Annotated in this window: 17 protein-coding genes and 1 pseudogene; 10 read left to right on the top strand and 8 right to left on the bottom strand. The window is 66.5% G+C overall.

Going from position 1 to position 19347, the window contains the following annotated elements:
- Window positions 1–145 precede the first annotated feature (145 nt).
- Complete coding sequence (gene groL, locus QJR12_RS00950; RefSeq protein WP_300575216.1) at window positions 146–1771, top strand: chaperonin GroEL; 1626 nt, start codon at window positions 146–148, stop codon at window positions 1769–1771.
- 242 nt (window positions 1772–2013) lie between these two features.
- Here the strand turns inward: groL and QJR12_RS00955 are convergent, their stop codons facing one another.
- Together QJR12_RS00955 and QJR12_RS00960 are read right to left on the bottom strand one after the other, a co-directional pair.
- Window positions 2014–2421: a pyridoxamine 5'-phosphate oxidase family protein gene (locus QJR12_RS00955; RefSeq protein WP_300575218.1), complete on the bottom strand. Its 408-nt coding sequence runs from the start codon at window positions 2419–2421 to the stop codon at window positions 2014–2016.
- Between the two features lie 88 nt (window positions 2422–2509).
- Window positions 2510–4246 carry an amidohydrolase family protein gene (locus QJR12_RS00960; protein ID WP_300575220.1) on the bottom strand — a complete coding sequence of 579 codons (1737 nt, stop codon included), beginning with the start codon at window positions 4244–4246 and terminating at the stop codon, window positions 2510–2512.
- A 141-nt stretch (window positions 4247–4387) separates the two neighbouring features.
- Between QJR12_RS00960 and QJR12_RS00965 the strand changes: the two genes are divergently transcribed.
- Window positions 4388–4906, top strand: a complete 519-nt coding sequence (locus tag QJR12_RS00965; RefSeq protein WP_300575222.1) for a mycothiol transferase — start codon at window positions 4388–4390, stop codon at window positions 4904–4906.
- Between the two features lie 107 nt (window positions 4907–5013).
- Window positions 5014–5868, top strand: a complete 855-nt coding sequence (locus QJR12_RS00970) for a hypothetical protein (RefSeq protein WP_300575224.1) — start codon at window positions 5014–5016, stop codon at window positions 5866–5868.
- Window positions 5869–6110: 242 nt separating this feature from the next.
- Here the strand turns inward: QJR12_RS00970 and QJR12_RS00975 are convergent, their stop codons facing one another.
- Window positions 6111–6245 carry a hypothetical protein gene (locus tag QJR12_RS00975; protein ID WP_300575226.1) on the bottom strand — a complete coding sequence of 45 codons (135 nt, stop codon included), beginning with the start codon at window positions 6243–6245 and terminating at the stop codon, window positions 6111–6113.
- A 41-nt stretch (window positions 6246–6286) separates the two neighbouring features.
- Between QJR12_RS00975 and QJR12_RS00980 the strand changes: the two genes are divergently transcribed.
- Window positions 6287–6718: an MmpS family protein gene (locus tag QJR12_RS00980; protein ID WP_300575228.1), complete on the top strand. Its 432-nt coding sequence runs from the start codon at window positions 6287–6289 to the stop codon at window positions 6716–6718.
- Window positions 6715–9618, top strand: a complete 2904-nt coding sequence (locus tag QJR12_RS00985) for an MMPL family transporter (RefSeq protein ID WP_300575230.1) — start codon at window positions 6715–6717, stop codon at window positions 9616–9618. Before QJR12_RS00980 ends, QJR12_RS00985 begins: the two co-directional genes overlap by 4 nt.
- A 16-nt stretch (window positions 9619–9634) precedes the next feature.
- On the opposite strand, the gene QJR12_RS00990 is transcribed toward QJR12_RS00985, so the two are convergent.
- On the bottom strand, window positions 9635–11671 hold the full coding sequence (locus tag QJR12_RS00990) for a prolyl oligopeptidase family serine peptidase (RefSeq protein ID WP_300575232.1): 2037 nt from the start codon (window positions 11669–11671) through the stop codon (window positions 9635–9637).
- Between the two features lie 139 nt (window positions 11672–11810).
- On the opposite strand from QJR12_RS00990, the gene QJR12_RS00995 reads away from it, so the two are divergent.
- The 5 genes from QJR12_RS00995 (at window position 11811) to QJR12_RS01015 (ending at window position 15074) form a co-directional block, all read left to right on the top strand.
- Window positions 11811–12089, top strand: coding sequence for a putative holin (locus QJR12_RS00995; RefSeq protein WP_300575234.1), 279 nt, complete (start codon window positions 11811–11813; stop codon window positions 12087–12089).
- Window positions 12082–12678, top strand: coding sequence for a hypothetical protein (locus tag QJR12_RS01000; protein ID WP_300575236.1), 597 nt, complete (start codon window positions 12082–12084; stop codon window positions 12676–12678). The genes QJR12_RS00995 and QJR12_RS01000 overlap by 8 nt, the downstream gene beginning before the upstream one ends.
- Window positions 12679–12771: 93 nt before the next feature.
- Complete coding sequence (gene lpdA, locus QJR12_RS01005; protein ID WP_300575238.1) at window positions 12772–14166, top strand: dihydrolipoyl dehydrogenase; 1395 nt, start codon at window positions 12772–12774, stop codon at window positions 14164–14166.
- Window positions 14167–14177: 11 nt separating this feature from the next.
- Window positions 14178–14453: a hypothetical protein gene (locus tag QJR12_RS01010; protein ID WP_300575240.1), complete on the top strand. Its 276-nt coding sequence runs from the start codon at window positions 14178–14180 to the stop codon at window positions 14451–14453.
- 195 nt (window positions 14454–14648) lie between these two features.
- On the top strand, window positions 14649–15074 hold the full coding sequence (locus QJR12_RS01015; protein WP_300575242.1) for a DUF6188 family protein: 426 nt from the start codon (window positions 14649–14651) through the stop codon (window positions 15072–15074).
- Window positions 15075–15170: 96 nt separating this feature from the next.
- Here QJR12_RS01015 and QJR12_RS01020 read toward each other — a convergent pair whose 3' ends face one another.
- The 4 genes and pseudogenes from QJR12_RS01020 to QJR12_RS01035 form a co-directional block, all read right to left on the bottom strand.
- Window positions 15171–16301: a 1,4-beta-xylanase gene (locus QJR12_RS01020; protein WP_300575244.1), complete on the bottom strand. Its 1131-nt coding sequence runs from the start codon at window positions 16299–16301 to the stop codon at window positions 15171–15173.
- Between the two features lie 231 nt (window positions 16302–16532).
- Window positions 16533–17096: pseudogene (locus QJR12_RS01025) on the bottom strand (PadR family transcriptional regulator); the annotation flags it as partial.
- A gap of 690 nt (window positions 17097–17786) precedes the next feature.
- Window positions 17787–18119, bottom strand: coding sequence for a hypothetical protein (locus QJR12_RS01030; RefSeq protein WP_300575246.1), 333 nt, complete (start codon window positions 18117–18119; stop codon window positions 17787–17789).
- Between the two features lie 71 nt (window positions 18120–18190).
- The gene (locus tag QJR12_RS01035; protein WP_300576436.1) at window positions 18191–19306 is read right to left on the bottom strand and encodes a DUF4185 domain-containing protein; all 1116 of its coding nucleotides are present in this window, start codon (window positions 19304–19306) and stop codon (window positions 18191–18193) included.
- Window positions 19307–19347: the final 41 nt, after the last annotated feature.

Raw genomic sequence — 19347 nt, forward strand, 5'->3', positions numbered from 1 at the left:
GTCGAGTGCTAAGAATGCAGTTGGCACTCGCGACCGGTGAGTGCTAGGTCGGGACGGTGAGATCCAGCTCAGCTGTGGTCGTCCGTCGCGGGCACTGCACCCGGCCACAGACGTGTCATCCGCGATCCGGAGGAAGCACTTCGCAATGGCCAAGATAATTGCGTACGACGAGGAGGCCCGCCGAGGCCTCGAGCGGGGCCTGAACAGCCTCGCCGACGCGGTACGGGTGACGCTGGGGCCCAAGGGCCGCAACGTCGTCCTGGAAAAGAAGTGGGGCGCCCCCACGATCACCAACGACGGCGTGTCGATCGCCAAGGAGATCGAGTTGGAGGATCCCTACGAGAAGATCGGCGCCGAGCTGGTCAAGGAAGTCGCCAAGAAGACCGACGACGTCGCCGGGGACGGCACGACGACGGCCACGGTGCTGGCCCAGGCGCTGGTCAAGGAGGGGCTGCGTAACGTGGCTGCCGGCGCTAACCCGCTGGCCCTCAAGCGCGGCATCGAGCAGGCCGTCGAGAAGGTCACCGAGACCCTGCTCAAGGGCGCGAAGGAAGTCGAGACCAAGGAGCAGATCGCGGCCACCGCGGCCATCTCGGCGGGCGACCAGGCGATCGGCGACTTGATCGCCGAGGCGATGGACAAGGTCGGCAACGAGGGTGTGATCACCGTCGAAGAGTCCAACACCTTCGGCCTGCAACTGGAGCTCACCGAGGGGATGCGCTTCGACAAGGGCTACATCTCGGGTTATTTCGTCACCGACCCCGAGCGTCAGGAAGCGGTCCTGGAGGAGCCCTACATCCTGCTGGTCAGCTCCAAGGTGTCGGCCATCAAGGATCTGCTGCCGCTGTTGGAGAAGGTCATCCAGTCCGGCAAGCCGCTGCTGGTCATCGCCGAGGACGTCGAGGGCGAGGCGCTGTCGACCCTGGTCGTCAACAAGATCCGCGGCACCTTCAAGTCGGTGGCGGTCAAGGCTCCCGGATTCGGTGACCGCCGCAAGGCGATGCTGCAGGACATGGCGATCCTCACCGGTGGCCAGGTGATCAGCGAGGAGGTTGGCCTCACCCTGGAGAACGCCGACCTGAGTCTGCTCGGCAGGGCCCGTAAGGTCGTGGTCACCAAGGACGAGACCACCATCGTCGAGGGCGCCGGTGACCCGGAGGCCATCGCCGGGCGGGTAGCCCAGATCCGCCAGGAGATCGAGAAAAGCGACTCCGACTACGACCGCGAGAAGCTGCAGGAGCGGCTGGCCAAACTGGCCGGCGGTGTCGCGGTGATCAAGGCGGGGGCGGCCACCGAGGTGGAGCTCAAGGAGCGCAAGCACCGCATCGAAGACGCGGTCCGCAACGCCAAGGCCGCCGTCGAGGAGGGCATTGTCGCCGGCGGTGGTGTGACGCTGCTGCAAGCGGCCCCAACGCTGGACGAGCTCAAGCTCGAGGGCGACGAGGCCACCGGCGTCAACATCGTCAAGGTGGCCCTGGAGGCTCCGCTGAAGCAGATCGCGTTCAACTCGGGGCTGGAGCCCGGCGTGGTGGCCGAGAAGGTGCGTAACCTTCCGCCCGGTCACGGCCTGAACGCGCAGACCGGTGTCTACGAGGATCTGCTGGCCGCCGGTGTCGCCGACCCGGTCAAGGTCACCCGTTCGGCGCTGCAGAACGCGGCGTCCATCGCGGGGCTGTTCCTGACGACCGAGGCCGTCGTGGCCGACAAGCCGGAGAAGGAGAAGGCCGCCACTCCAGGCGGAGGCGGCGGCATGGGCGACATGGATTTCTAGTTCGGCGACGATGCGGGCCGCGCAGCGGCCCGAGGAGGAGCCGGACAATCCGGTCCAGTCGGCGACGATGCGGGCCGCGCAGCGGCCCGAGGAGGAGCCGGACAATCCGGTCCAGTCGGCGACGATGCGGGCCGCGCAGCGGCCCGAGGAGGAGCCGGACAATCCGGTCCAGTCGCGAAGGAGCCCGGTCCCCTTGGGGACCGGGCTTTTTCGTCGCTTCGGCTGTCGCCTCCGGACTTCGGTTAGGCGGTCGCCGACGAGGGTGCCCTGAATACCACGCAGTCGTAGGCGTGTCTGCTCGCACACGTCGGTTCGTCGCCGGCCAGCGGACGGTGCAAGAGCGCACGGGTGGGCACCATTCGCACCGGCGTGGCGGCGTCGGCGTCGACGGCGGTCTCGGTGTCGGCGTCGACGATCAGCGAATAGTCGCCCGGATCTCGCGGCGGCCATACCAGGGTGGCGGTGCCGAGCCGGGACAAATTCTCGCGGGTATGTCCACCGATCGGCCCGATATCGAACAGCCGGCCGTCAAACATCGGCTCGACTTCCACCGCCCGCACCCGCCAGTCGTCGTTGACGGTGATGAGATAGGCAAAACTGTAATTGCTCAGAGCGTCGGCCAACCGCTCGAGATCCACCTGTGCACTCACGGGGACAACTGTATTCGGCTGCGGGAGAATCCGGCGCTGCCGAGCGGGGGTCGGCGGTGGCCGGATGGCGCGCCGCGGCGTCCGGACATCACCGCACAGCGCCGCCGGGTCGGCGTCGACCGCGGATCAGCCTGCCGGGGCGCGCGTCGGTGGGCACCCCGTTTTCAGCGATCACCTGGCCGGACACCACCGTCGCCCGGTAGCCGTCGGCGGTCTGGTTGAGCCGGCGCCCACCCGCGGGCAGGTCGTAGGTGATGACCGGCTTATGCAGCCGCAGCCGGGCGTGGTCGATGACATTCAGGTCGGCCTTGTAGCCGACGGCGATCCGGCCGCGATCGCCCAGCCCGGCGACACGGGCCGGCACCGAAGTGAGTTCGCGGACCGCCGCCGGCACCGAAAACCGTCCGGATGCCCGGTCGCGCGCCCAGTGGGCGAGCCAGTACGTCGGGAAGCTGGCATCACAGATCATCCCGTAGTGCGCGCCGCCGTCGCCCAGGCCGAGCACCACGTCGTCGCGGTGCAGCAACTCACCGACGGTGTCCAGCGAGTAGTTCACCAGATTGCCCACGGCCACCAACAGCATGGCGTGCCCGTCATCATCGAGCAGCCGGTCGTAGGCCTCCTCGATCGGGCGTACCCCGCGGGCGCGGGCGCGGGCCGCGATGCTGTCGGATTGGCGGGGCTCATAGTTGGGCTCGTCGCCCAGCGGAAAGATCCAGTCCCAGGCCTGGGCCAGATGCTGCAGCGGGTGGCCCTGGCCGGGCTTGTCGGCCAAAATACGGGCACGCACCTCGGGTTTGCGCATCTCGGCGACCCGCCGCTGCAGCGGCAGGTGCGCGATCTCACGGTAGCTGGGGTAGAGCACGAACGGGTTGGCGGACAATTCCAGCCCGATCACCAGACCAATGGGGCGCGGCAACAACTGTGCGGTAAAACGGGAGTCGGCGCCCGCCTTTTTGTTGGCGTTCTCGATCATGGTGATGGCGTCCGGCCACGCCGGCTCGCCGGCGTTGCCGATCGCCAGCGTGAAAGTGACCGGCAGGCCGACCTCCTCGGCGACGTCGAACACCTGCTGCAACACCGGCTGGTACCCGCCGACGGGAATGTCGGGAACGAACTGGATCAACCCGCCACCCCCGTCGGCAACACCCTTGGCGATCTCGAGGATCTCCTCGCGGGCGGCGTCATAGCTCGGGATCTGCGAGCCACTCGCGGTCTTGTGGATCATCAGCCGTGACGACGCGAATCCCAGCGCCCCGGCCCGCATTGCCTCCGTGGCCAGCGCCCGCATCCGCGCGAGGTCCTCGGCGGTCGCCGGCTCGCGGTCGGCACCGCGTCGCCCCATGACATAGACCCGCAGCGGGGAATGCGGCAGATAGACGGCCACGTCGATGTCGCGGGTGCCGGCCTCCAGCGCATCCAGGTATTCGGGGAAAGTCTCCCAGGTCCACGGTAGACCGTCGGTCATCACCGCGCCGGGAATGTCTTCGACGCCGGCCATCACGTCGACCAGCACGTCGTGGTCCTCTTGGCGGCACGGCGCAAAACCCACCCCGCAGTTGCCCATCACCACCGTCGTCACCCCATGGGCCGAGGACGGCGTCAACCGATCCGACCAGATCGCCTGCCCGTCGTAGTGGGTGTGCAAGTCGACGAAGCCGGGCGTGACCAGCAGCCCGGTCGCGTCGATCTCCCGGGTCGCCTCGCCGTCGACCGTGCCGACACCGACGATGACGCCATCGCGGACCGCGACGTCACCGCGGTACGGCTCGCCTCCCAACCCGTCGACAATGCTGCCGTTGCGGATCACCAAGTCATAGCTCACCCAAATAATCTACGGCCGTGCCGGCACCCCCGGCCCGCGCCCGTCCCGACGGGCACCTCCTGGGGTCCTCTCTCGGATCCGCCTTCCGTGAAACACCGGGCCTCTTCCGTGAAACGCCGGGCGGGCCGTAAGGTCGCCGGTATGTCCAGCACCGACGCCGCCGCCGCCCGGGAGTTGCTGCGCGACGCGTTCACCCGCCTGATCGAGCATGTCGACGAGCTCACCGACGGACTGACCGCCGAGGTGTCCGGCTATCGGCCCACGCCGAGCGCCAACAGCATTGCGTGGCTGATCTGGCACAGCGCGCGGGTGCAGGACATCCAGGTCGCCGAAATCGCGGGTGTCGAGCAGGTGTGGACTCGCGACGGCTGGGTCGATCGGTTCGGCCTGGATTTGCCGCGCGACGACACCGGTTACGGGCACGGCGCCGAAGACGTGGCGAAGGTGCGGGCACCGGCCGAGCTGCTATCGGGCTACTACCACGCCGTGCACAAGCTCACGCTGGAGTACCTTGCCGGCGTGACCGTCGAGGAGCTGTCGCGCATCGTGGACCGGCGCTGGGACCCGCCGGTGACCGCGGGTGTGCGCCTGGTCAGCATCATCGACGACTGCGCCCAGCACCTGGGCCAGGCTGCCTACGTGCGCGGCATTGTGCCCTGACGGCGTTGCCGCGGTGAGCCGGCGGGCGCTGGCGGGGCCTGGTGCCCGGCTGGGTAGGTTTCTTTTAGGGAGGCATCTCCCGACGCGGCCGTCCCGGGGGAGGCGACGTGCGATTCGCAGCAACGATGGTCCTCTGGCTAGCCACCACGGCGGCGCTGGCGGTGGCGGTCCCCACGGCATGGGTGCAGGTCAACCTGATCGATGCCGACGGTTACGCGGCCCTCGCCCGCAAAGCCGCCGGGGATCCGACCCTGCAGTCGGCCATGGCAACCGTGCTCACCAGCCGGGTGACGACGCTCATCGCCCATGGTGGACGCCCCGACGACAGCTCACTGGTGCACGACGTGGCCAGTGCCTACACCGCCGGCCCGTCGTTTCCGCCGAGGTTCGCGCAGGCGAGCAAGGTGGCCCACGAGTGGTTGTTCGGCGGCGCCGTGGCCCCCACGAACACCGATTCCTGGGTGCTCGACCTGACCCCCATGATCGACGACAATCCGTTTCGGCAGCTGCTGAGCGACTTCGACGTGCAGGCGCCCGCGACAATGACGGTGCCGTTGACCGTGGATCGGTCAAAGACATTGCAACCCGGCAGATTACGGCCCCTCACCAGCTGGGGTCCGCGGGTGAGCATCGGTGCGGCGGCGCTCAGCGCCACCGCCGCGCTGCTAACGCTGGCCGCTGCCCGCCGCCGCTGGCGGGCGTTATCCGGCCTCGGCGTCTCGGCGCTGCTGGCCGGGGCGGTCGACTGGGCGGTCGTCACGGTCGCACACCGCCGCGTCACCAATGCGCTCGACCACAGCGGCGGCGATATCGGCCAGATCGCCGAGGTCTTGGCCAACCATGCCGAAACCGGCATGCACCAGTGGCTTGACCTCACGCTGGCCGTCGGCGGCGTGCTGACGGTGCTGGGGGTGTCCGTCGCGGCCCTGAGCAGGCTCTGGCAATCCGGGACGAATCGCTGAATCGCGGTGGTAACACCGGACTCGACACAGCCGTCCGTTGTTGCCCCCCACCGCCGTCCGCCCGCCGTAACGATCCGACATTACCGACGCTCAGCTCTGGCGTCTCTGGCGCCAGCACATTAGATCAGCTAATCTATGCGTCAATAGTTAAGGAGGATGGTGGACATGGCAGGAGACCGGGCCGGCGGCCAGAAAAGCGGCCGGAAAACAATGGACTGACGCGCTTCGGTAGTCGCATCACCTCAGTGGATCCCGGCGGCGCAGCGTTCGAGGGCCCGGCCGATGCCCCGGGCGATCCGATGGGCGCCGGTGACTTCCTCCAGCCGCCCGTCGAGTTCGTGCGCCGGCCCGACGGGAAGCGCTGAAGCGGTATTCATCGCCAGCTATTAAAGGCAGCGACAAGAAGAACGAGGGTGTGATGCTTGGTGTTCTCAAACGGGTGTGGATGCCGGTGCTCATCGCGGCGGTCGTCGCCGTCGGCGGCTTCACCGTGTACCGAGTCCATGGCTACTTCGGCGCGCACGGCAACGCCGGCGGCTCGTCGGTCAAGTTCGAAGACACCAAGCCGTTTCGTCCCAAGGTGGTGATCTACGAGATCTTCGGCCCGAGCGGCGCGGCGGCGGACATCAATTACCTGGATCTCAATGCCACACCCCAGCGTGTGGACAGCGCGCCGTTGCCGTGGTCGCTGCAATTGTCGACCACCGACCCGGCGGTCAGCCCCGTCATCGTGGCGCAAGGCCACAGCGACACCATCGGCTGCCGCATCACCGTAGACGGCGTGGTCAAGGATGAAAGGATCTCCTCCGGCGTGAACGCCCAGACCTTCTGCTTGGTAAAATCCGCATGACGGCGACGACGAGCGACCCGCCGACCGACGTTCTGCCGGCGCCGATAGCAGCGGTGCGGGCCCGGTTGCCGCGGTGGATCCGCCGGTTGGCGGTACCGATCATCCTGGGCTGGCTGGCGATCACCATCCTGCTCAACGTCACCGTTCCTCAGCTGGACGTCGTCGGCGAGATGCGCACGGTGTCGATGAGCCCTCAGGACGCGCCGTCGATGATCGCGATGAAGCGTGTCGGACAGGACTTCCACGAGTTCAAATCCGACAGTTCGGCCATGATCGTGCTGGAAGGCCAGCAACCCCTCGACGACGCGGCGCACCGCTTCTACGACACCGTGGTCGCCAAGCTGCGGGCGGATACCAAACACGTCGAAAACGTCGAAGATTTCTGGAGCGATCCGCTAACCGCGGCGGGGTCGCAAAGCCCCGACGGCAAGGCCGCCTATGTGCAGGTGTACCTGGCCGGCAACCAGGGCGAGAGCCTGGCCAACGAATCCGTCGCCGCGGTGCAGCACATCGTCAACACCACCCCGGCGCCGCCGGGCGTGAAAGCCTACGTGACCGGGGCGGCCCCGCTGCTGGCCGATCAGCGTATCGCCGGCGACCGCAGCCTGAAATTCATCACCGGGCTCACCTTTGTGGTGATCATCGTCATGCTGCTGTTCGTCTACCGGTCGATCGCCACGGTAGCGCTGGTCATGACGATGGTCTTCCTGGAGTTGGCGGCGGCGCGCGGCGTGGTGGCGTTCCTGGGCTACTACAAGATCATCGGGCTCTCCACGTTCGCGACCAATCTGCTGGTGATGCTGGCCATCGCCGCCTCGACCGACTACGCGATCTTCCTGTTCGGCCGCTATCAGGAAGCCCGCACGCTCGGCCAGGATCGGGAGTCCGCGTTCTACACGATGTATCGCGGGACGGGCCACGTGATCCTCGGCTCGGGCCTGACGATCGCCGGCGCGACCTTCTGCCTGCGCTTCACCCGGCTGCCCTACTTCCAGACCCTGGGTGTTCCGCTGGCGATCGGCATGCTGGTCGTGGTTTTCGCCGCCCTCACGCTGGGGGCGGCGGTCGTGGTGGTGGCCAGTCGTTTCGGCTTGCTGGAGCCCAAGAGGGCGATGCGCATCCGGGGATGGCGAAAAATCGGCGCGGCGGTCGTGCGCTGGCCGCTGCCGGTGCTGGCCGCGACGGTGGCGGTCGCGCTGGTCGGCTTGATCACGTTGCCCAGCTACCGGCCCGGGTACGACAACCGGGCCTATATGCCCGCCGACATCCCGGCGAACCTGGGATACGCGGCCGCCGACCGGCATTTCTCCCAGTCCCGGATGAACCCGGATTTGCTGCTGCTGGAAACCGATCACGACATGCGCAATCCGGCCGATTTCCTGGTCATCGACAAGGTGGCCAAGGCGGTCTTCCGGGTGGCCGGCATCGGGCGGGTGCAGGCCATCACCCGGCCACTGGGAACCCCGATCGACCACGCGTCGATCCCGTTTGCGATCAGTATGCAGGGCACCACCCAGCAGCTGAACATGCAGTACATGCTCGATCGCATGAACGACATGCTGAAGATGGCCGACGACATGCAGCGGATGATCAACACGATGGAGAAAATGCTGGAGCTGATGCGCGAGATGTCGCAAACCACCCACAGCATGGACACCAAGATGCACGGCATGTTGGGCGACATCCAGGATTTGCGGGACGAGATCGCGAACTTCGACGATTTCTTCCGGCCGATCCGCAGCTACTTCTACTGGGAAAAGCATTGCTATGACATTCCCATCTGCTGGGCGCTGCGGTCGATCTTCGACGCGATCGACGGCGTGGACACGATGACCGACGACTTTCAGAATCTGCTGCCGGACGTGGACCGGCTGGATTCGCTGATGCCCCAAATGCTTACGTTGCTACCCCCGATGATCGCCACCATGAAGACCATGCGCACCTACACGCTGACGATGCAGCAAACCATGGGCGGCCTGCAGAATCAGATGAAGGCGATGATGGAAAACCAGTCCGCGATGGGCCACGCGTTCGACAAGGCGAAAAACGACGACTCGTTTTACCTGCCCCCGGAAGCCTTCGACAACCCCGATTTCCAGCGCGGCATCAAGATGTTCCTGTCGCCGGACGGTCACGCGGTGCGGATGATCATCTTCCACGAGGACGATCCCGCGTCCCCCGAGGGTATTGCACGCGTCGAACCGATGAAGCGCGCCGTGCACGAGGCCATCAAGGCGACCCCGCTGGAAGGCTCCAAGGTTTACCTCGGCGGCACCGCGCCCATTTACCAAGACATGTCCACCGGTGCCATGTACGACCTGATCATCGCCGGAATCTCAGCGCTGTGCTTGATTTTCATCGTCATGCTGGTGATCACCCGCAGCGTGATCGCCGCCGCCGTCATCGTCGGAACCGTGTTGCTGTCGCTGGGAAGCGCGTTCGGTTTGTCGGTGCTGATCTGGCAGCACCTGGTCGGGCTCGACGTGCACTGGATGGTGCTGGCGATGTCGGTCATCATCTTGTTGGCCGTCGGCTCGGACTACAACCTGCTGCTGGTGGCGCGATTCAAAGAGGAGATCCACGCCGGCCTGAACACCGGCATCATCCGCGCGATGGGCGGCAGCGGGTCGGTGGTCACCTCGGCCGGGCTGGTGTTCGCGTTCACCATGATGGCCATGGTGGTCAGCGACCTGCGCGTCATCGGCCAGGTCGGCACCACCATCGGCATGGGCCTGCTGTTCGACACCCTGGTGGTGCGCTCGTTCATGACCCCATCGGTCGCCGCGCTTCTGGGCCGCTGGTTTTGGTGGCCGGAGCGCGTGCGCACCCGGCCCGCCCGCTCGCGAGTGGCTCCGAAGGCACCCGCCGGCCGCGAGTTTGCGGGCGCCACCCCGAGCTGACGCGGCGGGCCTGGCGTTAGCCCGCGCCGGTCCCCCCGGCGGTCAGCATGCGCCACAAAAACCCGAAGCTCAGCGCCGATTTGAACGCGGTCTGCGCATTGTCCGCGGCGCCGGCGTGCCCGCCTTCGATGTTTTCGTAGTACCACACCCGATGCCCCGCTGCTTGCAGGGCGGCCGTCATTTTGCGGGCATGCCCCGGATGCACCCGGTCATCTCGGGTGGAGGTGGTGATCAGCACCGGCGGGTAGCGTCGATCCGCCGAAATGTTGTGGTACGGCGAGTATTCGGCGATGAAAGCCCATTCGGTCGGATCGTCCGGATCACCGTATTCCGCCACCCACGACGCACCCGCCGAGAGCCGATGGTAGCGGCGCATGTCCAGCAGCGGCACGTGGCATACCAGCGCCCCGAACAACTCGGGGTATTTGGTCAGCATGACGCCCATGAGCAGCCCGCCGTTGCTGGCGCCCTGCGCTGCGAGCCGGTGTACCGTGGTGATGCCGCGGTTCACCACATCGGTTGCCACCGCGGCGAAGTCTTCGGCCACATGGTGCCGGCCCGCGCGCATCGCCTGGGTATGCCAGCGTGGTCCGTACTCGCCGCCGCCGCGGATATTGGCCAGCGCGTAGGTGCCGCCGCGGGCCAGCCAAAGCCGGCCCAGCACGCCGTCGTACCCGGGGGTGCGGGCCACCTCAAACCCGCCGTAGCCCTCCAGCAGCGTGGGTCCGGGTCCGCTCGCATCACGGGGCCGCACGACGAAATACGGGATCGCGGTGCCATCCGCAGATGTGGCGAAATACTGTGCGATGCAAAGGTTTTTGCTGTCGAAAAACTCAGGTGCGGACTTGATCGGCGCCGGCGGCTCATCGGCGGCGCCGCGCAGCAAACGCGATGGGGTGTCAAACCCGCTGCAATCCAGGAAAAACTCGTCACCGGTATCGTCGGCGGCGGCGATCACCGTGGTGCTCGCCGTCGGGATGTCCGTTACCGCTCGGCGCTCCCAGCCGCCGGGTGTGACGATCTCGACGCGGCTGACCACGTCGAGAAGGGTGACGATGATCAGCCGGTCACGGGTCCACGCGTACTGGTGCAGGCAGGTGTGCTCGTCGGGTTCGAAAACCACCTTCAATCGTGCAGTGCCACCGAGGAATTCGTCATAGTCGGCCGCCAGCAGTGAGCCCGCCGGATAGCTGGCGGCACCGGTGAGCCAGTCGCTGCGCAACTCGATCAATAGCCATTGGCGATGCACCGATACCGTTGCGTCGGTGGGAGCGTCGATGCGGATGAGCTCCGGACCGCGCAGTTCGTACACCTCGTCGTTGAAAAAATCCAGGGCCCGCCGGATAAGGGTGCGTTCGAAGCCGGGCGTGCGATCCACCGACGCGGCCACCACCACATCGCTCGGTGCCCCTTCAAACACCGTTTCGGCATCGGCCAGTGGCCGGCCCCGTCGCCATCGCTTGACGACCCGCGGGTAACCGGATTCGGTCAGCGAGCCGTCGCCGAAGTCGGTGCCTACCAAAACGGTATCGGGGTCGGCCCAGCTGATGCGGGTCTTGGCTTCTGGCAATACGAACCCGTCGGGAACGAATCGGCGGGTCAGCATGTCGAATTCGCGCACCACAGCCGCGTCCGAGCCGCCGCGGGACAGGCCGATCAGCGCACGGGTGTGGTCGGGTTCGATGACGCTGGCCCCGGCCCACACCCAGTTCTCGCCGTCGGCCCTGGCGAGCGCGTCGACGTCGATCAGCACATCCCAGTCCGGAACCTCGCGACGGTAACTGTCCAAGGTGGTGCGCCGCCACAGCCCCCGCGGGTGAGCGGCGTCACGCCAGAAGTTGTAGAGGAACTCGCCGCGGCGGCGGACATAGGGGATGCGGGCGTCGGTGTCGAGCACCTCTAGCGCCTCGGCCCGCATCCGCTCGAACTCACCATCCCCGTCGCAGAACTCGGCCACCGTCCGCGCGTTATGCGCACGCACCCAGTTCAGCGCGTCCTCGCCGGTGATGTCCTCCAGCCACAGATAGCGGTCCTCAGCTGCGTCACCGGGCATGAGCCCATTGTTGCCGTGGTGACCGCTGGGGCCGGGGGGCGGGGGCGGTTCCGGGTGGTTGCGGCGCGCCCCGCCACCGGTGGGGCACGCCGCAGCGGTACCACCCTCATCCCCGAAAGCGGCAGTAAGGTCGAACACCGTGATCCCGCTGCCCCGTTCTTGGCTGCTGGCCGGCGCCATGCTGGTCGGCATTGCTGCCGGATGGGTGGCCGGAAGCGCGGCCACCGTGCTGGTGCCGACGCGGGTCCGCCCGGACGCGGTTATCGCGCTGGTGGTCGGTGTGCCCGTGGGCGTCGGACTGGTGCTGATCCTGTTGTCCCGGCGCCGGTGGATCACCGCGCTGGGCGCATGTGTGCTGGCGGTGGCGCCCGGGTGGTTCGGGGTGCTCGTCACGATCCAGGCGGTGTGCGGTGCCTGACGAGGAGTCACAGCCGAAAACCGAGCCCTACACCCCGCTCTTTGACACCGGAGCCTGGCCGCAGCCACCACCGCCGCCGGGCGCGGGGCAGGTAGCGCCCGCCCCGCGGGGGGCGACGCGTCCCAAGCATGAAGAGCCCGATCCCGCCGGGGCTCCGGCCGTCACCCCGCAGGGGGAGTCGGGCCCTGGTGCACCGGCGGTCTCGCTCACCCCGCCGTCCGGGCCGATTCCGCTGCCGGCGCAGCCGGTCGCCGTGCCCGGCCGCTACCACTACCTGAAGTGGTGGAAGTTGATCCTGGTGATCGCCGGGGTGTGGGTCGCGGCGGCCGCGATCGGGCTTGGCCTGTTCTCCTGGTGGTACCACGCGATCGACAAGAGGCCGGCGGTGTTCGCCGTTTTGGCCTACATCGTGGTCTGCGCGGTCACGGGCCTGATGCTGGCGATGGTGCCCGACCGGCCGCTGCTCGCGGCGCTGGCCATCGCGCTGATGTCCGCGGTGTTCGCGTCGGTGGCCGCTGCGGCTCCGCTCTACGGCTACTACTACTGTCGGCATGTTCCCCACTGCCTGGTGGGGATCGTTCCGCACTGACCGGTGCCCGGCGGGATGACGGCGGGGCGGCTGCGATCGGGGCGGGCCCACGACCGTGGCTTCCGATTGGCGGCGCCCGTTAGGGTAGGGGCCGTGACTCATTACGACGTCGTCGTCCTCGGAGCCGGCCCCGGCGGATACGTCGCGGCCATTCGCGCCGCCCAGCTCGGGCAGCGCACCGCGGTCGTGGAACCGAAGTACTGGGGCGGTGTCTGCCTCAACGTCGGTTGCATTCCGTCTAAGGCGCTGCTGCGCAACGCCGAACTCGTGCATATCTTCACCAAGCAGGCCAAGACGTTCGGAATCAGCGGCGAGGCGAGGTTCGACTACGGCGTCGCCTATGATCGCAGCCGCAAGGTGGCCGAGGGCCGCGTCGCCGGCGTGCACTTTCTGATGAAGAAAAACAAGATCACCGAGATCCACGGCTACGGCCGCTTCCGGGATCCGCACACGCTGACGGTGGATCTCAATGACGGCGGCACCCAGACCGTCACCTTCGACAACGCCATCATCGCCACCGGCAGCAGCGCCCGGCTGGTGCCGGGAACCGCGGTGTCGCAGAACGTCGTCACCTACGAAGAGCTGATCTTGTCAAGGGAGCTGCCCGGTTCGATCATCATCGCCGGCGCCGGTGCCATCGGGATGGAATTCGGCTACGTGCTGAAGAACTACGGTGTCGATGTCACCATCGTGGAGTTTCTGCCCCGGGCGCTGCCCATCGAGGACGCCGAGGTGTCCCAGGAGATCGAGAGGCAGTTCAAGAAGCTGGGTGTCAAGATGCTCACCGGGACCAAGGTGGAAGGCATTGCCGACAACGGCTCGCACGTGACGGTGCGGGTCAGCGCGGACGGCCGAACCGACGAGCTCAAGGCCGACAAGGTGCTTCAGGCAATCGGTTTCGCGCCCAATGTCGACGGCTACGGGCTGCAGGCCACCGGGGTGCGGCTGAACGAGCGCGGGGGGATCGGAGTCGACGACTACATGCGCACCAACGTCGGCCACATCTATGCGATCGGTGATGTCACCTGTTTGTGCCAACTCGCCCATGTCGCCGAGGCGCAGGGCGTGGTGGCTGCCGAAACCATCGCCGGCGCTGAGACATTGCCGCTCGGCGACTACCGGATGATGCCGCGGGCGACGTTCTGTCAGCCGCAGGTCGCCAGCTTCGGGCTCACCGAGCAGCAGGCCCGCGACGAGGGTTATGACGTGAAGGTCGCCAAGTTTCCATTGACCGCCAACGCCAAGGCTCACGGGATGGGTGACCCCAGTGGTTTCGTCAAGCTGGTGGGCGACGCCACCCATGGGGAACTGCTGGGCGGGCACCTAATCGGTCACGACGTTTCTGAGCTGCTGCCGGAGCTCACGCTCGCGCAGAAGTGGGATCTGACGGCAAACGAGCTGGCACGCAACGTACACACTCACCCGACCATGTCGGAGGCGCTGCAGGAGTGCTTTCATGGTCTGCTCGGCCACATGATCAACTTCTGAGCGCGCGTCTCATGATTCGCGTCGAGACCGCCGCAGGCGCTGCCGGCGGAATGCTCATCGGCTACATCGGCTGGCTGGTGGCCTTTTCAATCGGGGAGGCGACCACGACGGTGAGCCGCTGGAGCCTGGACGTGTTGGCCCTCTCCGGTGCACTCGCGGTCGCGGCCGGGATGTGGGGCTGGCGGCTGCGTCGGGCACACCGGTATCCATGGGCGGCCTTCGCGTTCGCGCTGCCGGTTTTCCCCGTCGCGCTCACGGTGGCTGTGCTGCTCGACATCTATCTGTAACACCTGTAACACCCCGCCCGATGACGGCCTGCGGTGCGATGCCGGCTGCGGCTGATCGGCCTCTCCATCCGAACCGGGTTACCGGGACTCCCGGGTCACGCGGATCACGGGCCTTTCGCCCGTAAACAAGACTGCTAGTATCGTTACGATACTGCTGGTATCATTAGTGATCTTGGTACGGCCGAAGGACCGCTCATGCTCCACCGGTGGATCGAAGGACACGCCGTCCAACGCATCGCGCTGCGCGACGGGCTGGTGCTTAATCTGGACGATTACAACCAGCTCGTCATTTCCGGATCGCTGCGGCTGACCCTGCCCCCGGCAGAGCTTCACCCTGCCGAACAGGTGCTTATCGATCCCCGCAACCTCTCGGGCTGGCAGCGGGCGCTGCTGGATTTCGCGGGAGCCACCTGCACCCGGGCCACCTGCGCCGAGAACGGCCACCTGCACCTCGAGTTCTCCAGCGGCCACCAGATTGACGTCGGGGGCGACGCTCATCGCATCGCATGGGAGTTGTATGGCAAATACCGCGGTTATGCGGTCTGCCTGCCCGGCGGCAGGGTGCGCGCCGTCCGGCATGATCTTCCCGAAGACAACGACACCGCGGTGGTGCCCGCCTAAGTCTCCCGCCTAGGTCTAAGGGCGAGAGCGCTTAACGGAACCCCTGAAGTGCGGCGTCTCCCGACACGCCGAACACTCCCCTGGCTCATCACCCGACTACGCCGGCTGGGCGCCGAGGGTTTTGATCGTTTGCACTTCGCTGTCCTGAAAAGGCCGTCCATCCGGCCGCAGCAGGTCGTGAAACCACACATCCGGGATCGTCGAGTACGGGTGATCCCACGAGTCCCAAGGGAAGTAGGTCTGAGTCTTCCCGGCAACCAGTCCCCAGTTGAGGGCGCCAACGTTGTATCGCTTTGCGATTGGCAGGATTGCGTCAACCGTGCTGCCCAGCGGCCGAGCCATGTACTCGGTGCAGAGGATGGGCCGGCCCAGCGGGGAAAGCTCACCGATCCGAGACTCAAAAGCCGCCGGTTCGCCATAGCAGTGAAAGGTGATGACGTCGGAGTTGTCGAGCTGGCTCTCGCTAATAGCGCTGCGACTCCCAGGATCTGCCCAATCACCTTGCCACACAGCGCTTGTTAACGGTTGACTGGGATTAACCGAACGCGCCCACCGGACCACCTGGGGAAACAGCTCGGCGACACGCTCCTGTTTGTCTTTGCGTTCGACGTCGCGATAGACGCGCGCGGGGTTGTCGGGTTCGTTCCATAGGTCCCAACCTAAAACGCGATCGTCATTGCGGAATTGGCTCAACACACCGGTGACATAGTCATAGAGCACCCGGGTATAGCTGCGATCGGCGATGCGTTCAGCACCCGGGCTCTGCACCCAGCCGGAGTTGTGTATCCCGGGCCTGGGTGCGCGCTGCGGACCGGACCTGGGCAACGGATCCCAGCAGGAGTCAAACAACACGAAAAGTGGTTTGATGCGGTGACGGGCGGCAATTCCGACGAACTGGGCGAGACGTGTTTGAAAGCCCTGGCGATCCTGGGCCCACAGCTGATCGTGAAGGAAAACCCGCACGGTGTTGAGACCATGGAACCGGGCCCAGCCCAACTCCGTGTCGATGCGCCGGGGGTCGTATGTGGCGGCCTGAAACATCTCCAGCTGGTTGATGGCGTTCGAGGGTATGTAGTTCGCTCCGACCCGCCAACCTTGCGCCCGATACCAGCGGTGGGCGCGGTCTGCCGACCACCGGCCCGGCTCCCCGGAGGCGCGGGGTAGTTGGGTCATCGCCATGCCTGCTGCCAGCAACAACGGTAGCTTCAGGACCGTTCGACGGTACACGAAGCGACCATAATTTGCTCGGAACGCTAACCCTGGTATTTGCCAAGCGAGTCGCGTTCGTTTTGCGACGAGAATAGTTACCCCCCGCCTCCCCGTCGGATTCGGCCGGATGCGGTCGGCACTGGGCTCACAGCCCCTTCGCCCAGCGCGGGGGCTGATATCAGTTGAATATCATTTGAAATGTCGTCGGGTCTGCGCACCCGACGGTAGCTCGGTCGGTACGGCCGTCGTTTAGTCGGACTCGGCAAGCAGCAGATAGATCTCGCGCCGGGCGTTTTTGAGGATGGCCAGGATGCGCTGCTGCTGTTCAGCGCTGGCCGTATATGCGGATTGCGCCACCGCGCCGAACAATTGACCCAGCGCGGCGCGCAAGTTGACCTGACCCACGTCGACGCCCCCGACGATTTCCTCCCACGGCGGGATCTGGATCTTCTCGGCGGCGTCGCGACCTTTGTCAGTCAACTCGAAAAGCTTTTTGCTGCCTTCGCTTTCGGAACCGGTGACTAGCCCCTCGTCATCCAGCAGCTGTAGCGTCGGGTATACCGAGCCCGGGCTTGGCCGCCACAGATCCCGACTGCGTTCGGTAATTTCCCGGATCATCTCATAGCCATGCATGGGTCGCTCGGCGAGCAGGGTCAAGATGGCCGCGCGAATATCACCGCGGCGACCGCGACGGCCGGAGCGGAAGCCGCCCCGGCCGCGAGTGCCGCCCTGGCCGAAGCCGAAACCGAAATCGAAACCAAAATCGGCGCCCGGCCGAAAACCCAAACCCACTTCCGGACCGGGCCCCTCGGGACGCCCGGGTCCGTGCCCATACGGCGGTGGCGGCGAAGGGCCGGAAGCCTTCTTCCCCGGGGCTTTCTTGCCCGGAGCTTTCTTGCCCGGAGCCTTCTTTCCGGGGGTCTTTGTTACGCCGGGACCGTGCTCGTGGGGAGGTCCGGGGTGGGGGCCAGGGCCCGGTCTGGGACCTGGGACGAGTTTTGGTTCGCGACCAGGGCCGGGATGCTCGCCCCACCCTTCACCGGGGCCGAAGCCCGGTGGGATGCCAGGTTCCTCGTCGCCAGGTTCCTCGTCGTCGGGTTCCTCGTCGTCGGGTTCCTCGTCGTACTCGGCTTCGAATTCGGACTCCTCGTCGTATATGGGTTCCCAAGCGGCGGGACGGTCGCTCCCATAAAGCTCAACGTCCCCGGCCTCCCCCGGCCGCGTCCGTTCACTCCGCCACCCGCTCCCCGATCGTGGTTCGTTCATGGATGTCTCCCGGTTTCCGGCAAGAAGCATCTGCGGTAGGCTGCTTCGATATATTACGATATATCGACAATGAGAGCGATGCAAGACGGTGCAATGGGGATAATGGGGCTGCCGCAGTACCCGAAGTGGGTGCCGTCAAGACACCCGCACCCGATTGGGCAGCCGTGACCCGGCGCCCTTCGACTAGAGCGCCGGGCCAGATTTGATTACCGGTTTGATTACCGACGATTCGTGATCTCAGGGGGTCGGGGCCAAAGACGCCGGTGGCTGGCCCGGTCCGGGGGTCACACCACCGGGCCCGCGGACGGGCCCTCTCGGTGCCATCGGCCCTGATCCGCGGTGCGCATGACGCGGGTGGAACACGGCGGCGTGGTGGTGCTGGGGGCGGAAGTGATGCGGCCCAGCGTGTCTGCCTAGCACGAAGCCGCTGAAGAACACGACCGCGACGACGAACACGGTTCCGGCGACGATCGCCACCCAGGCCGCGGCCTGGTAGAGCCGGTTCGGTCGGTGCAGCGCTGCGGTGACGGGCGGGGTCCGCCCGGTGATGGGTTCTGGTGTTTCAGTCATGCCTCCTACCCTGTCGGGCCTACCAGTGCCGCGGCTATGTGCTGGCTATGCAATCGCTATGAGCAGCCCGGCTAGCTTTGCTCGGGCTTATACGGGTTGACCGCGAACTGGATCACCCGGTAGGGCGCGCGGGCGCGGGGGTCGGCGTTGTTCCACTGGCTGACGAATACCCGCACTTCATCTAGTGTCGAGCCCGGTGAGATGTAACCGCCATAGGGTTGCGCGAGCCGGTTGTCGGAGGGGGGTGGCAGGCTATCGGCGGGTTCCGGCCACTCGTCGTGTCGCACCACCGTGGTCACCGGCGCGGTGCCCAGCGATGTCGGATCGTCGGCCACCCTGATTTCCATGTTGCCGGTGCTGGCGTTGAAATACGACAGCACCGCCTTGCCGTCGATCTGCTTGAAGCTCATCTCCCCCACCCTGTCGCCCCACAACGGTGTGGGTGGCTTGTTCCAGCCGCCGTCGGCCGCCCAGCCCTGCCAGCGAGAGCGGTCGGTGAACGCCTCCGGCGTGACGCGGTACAGCACCACCGGCTGGGTGCGCTCGAAGCTGTCGGCCACGATGTACACCCAGCCGCTCGGAGAGTCGGCGGTGGGGATCGGGTCGTAATATCCGCTGATCTGCGTCTGCCGGCCGTCCTGGTACGACGCCTCCCGGATAGACCCGGGGACCGTCGGCCAATTGTCTTCTGCCGGATTGGCTTTCACCAGGCGTGAATTCTGCGGTACCAGGTTGACGGCGGTGGTCACCAGCAGGTAGCTCTGCCGGTTGATCTGCACCACGCCGGCGGGCAGCTGAGAGGCACCGGGTGGGGTGGGGTCGGCCAGCAGGGGTTTGTCCACCCCCATGACGCCGAAGTAGCGCACCCCGGCCGGGCTGTCGACGGAGCCAGTTTCGACGCGCAGCGCGACCGGAGCGTATCCGCGGCCGAAGCCGACCCCCTCCCCCGGGAAGCTGTCACCACAGACCTGCAGCACGCCGCTGGGGAATTCCATGAACGCACACAGATCGGTGGCGCCGATGCCGTAGTCCCGGGTCGGGGTTCCGGTGCCGGCGGCCGGACCGATCCGCACCACTTCACCGGGTGCCAGCGGCTGCAAGATCGGCTCGGGCCGGGGCGCGGGAGGATCGGCTCTTGCTACCCAAACTCCATGTGGCACAAGGAAACACGCCACCGACGCAGCCATCAGCGATGACCGCGTGACCCGGCGGGTGCGGGCCGAACTCA

This window comes from Mycobacterium sp., from assembly GCF_029961025.1.
Classification (GTDB): domain Bacteria; phylum Actinomycetota; class Actinomycetes; order Mycobacteriales; family Mycobacteriaceae; genus Mycobacterium.

Excerpts from the sequence above, each read along its gene's own strand:
- groL (WP_300575216.1), top strand. The coding sequence starts at position 146 with ATGGCCAAGATAATTGCGTACGACGAGGAGGCCCGCCGAGGCCTCGAG.
- QJR12_RS00965 (WP_300575222.1), top strand. The coding sequence starts at position 4,388 with ATGTCCAGCACCGACGCCGCCGCCGCCCGGGAGTTGCTGCGCGACGCG.
- QJR12_RS00975 (WP_300575226.1), bottom strand. The coding sequence starts at position 6,245 with ATGAATACCGCTTCAGCGCTTCCCGTCGGGCCGGCGCACGAACTCGAC.
- QJR12_RS00980 (WP_300575228.1), top strand. The coding sequence starts at position 6,287 with ATGCTTGGTGTTCTCAAACGGGTGTGGATGCCGGTGCTCATCGCGGCG.
- QJR12_RS00985 (WP_300575230.1), top strand. The coding sequence starts at position 6,715 with ATGACGGCGACGACGAGCGACCCGCCGACCGACGTTCTGCCGGCGCCG.
- QJR12_RS00990 (WP_300575232.1), bottom strand. The coding sequence starts at position 11,671 with ATGCCCGGTGACGCAGCTGAGGACCGCTATCTGTGGCTGGAGGACATC.
- QJR12_RS01010 (WP_300575240.1), top strand. The coding sequence starts at position 14,178 with ATGATTCGCGTCGAGACCGCCGCAGGCGCTGCCGGCGGAATGCTCATC.
- QJR12_RS01015 (WP_300575242.1), top strand. The coding sequence starts at position 14,649 with ATGCTCCACCGGTGGATCGAAGGACACGCCGTCCAACGCATCGCGCTG.
- QJR12_RS01030 (WP_300575246.1), bottom strand. The coding sequence starts at position 18,119 with ATGACTGAAACACCAGAACCCATCACCGGGCGGACCCCGCCCGTCACC.
- QJR12_RS01035 (WP_300576436.1), bottom strand. The coding sequence starts at position 19,306 with ATGGCTGCGTCGGTGGCGTGTTTCCTTGTGCCACATGGAGTTTGGGTA.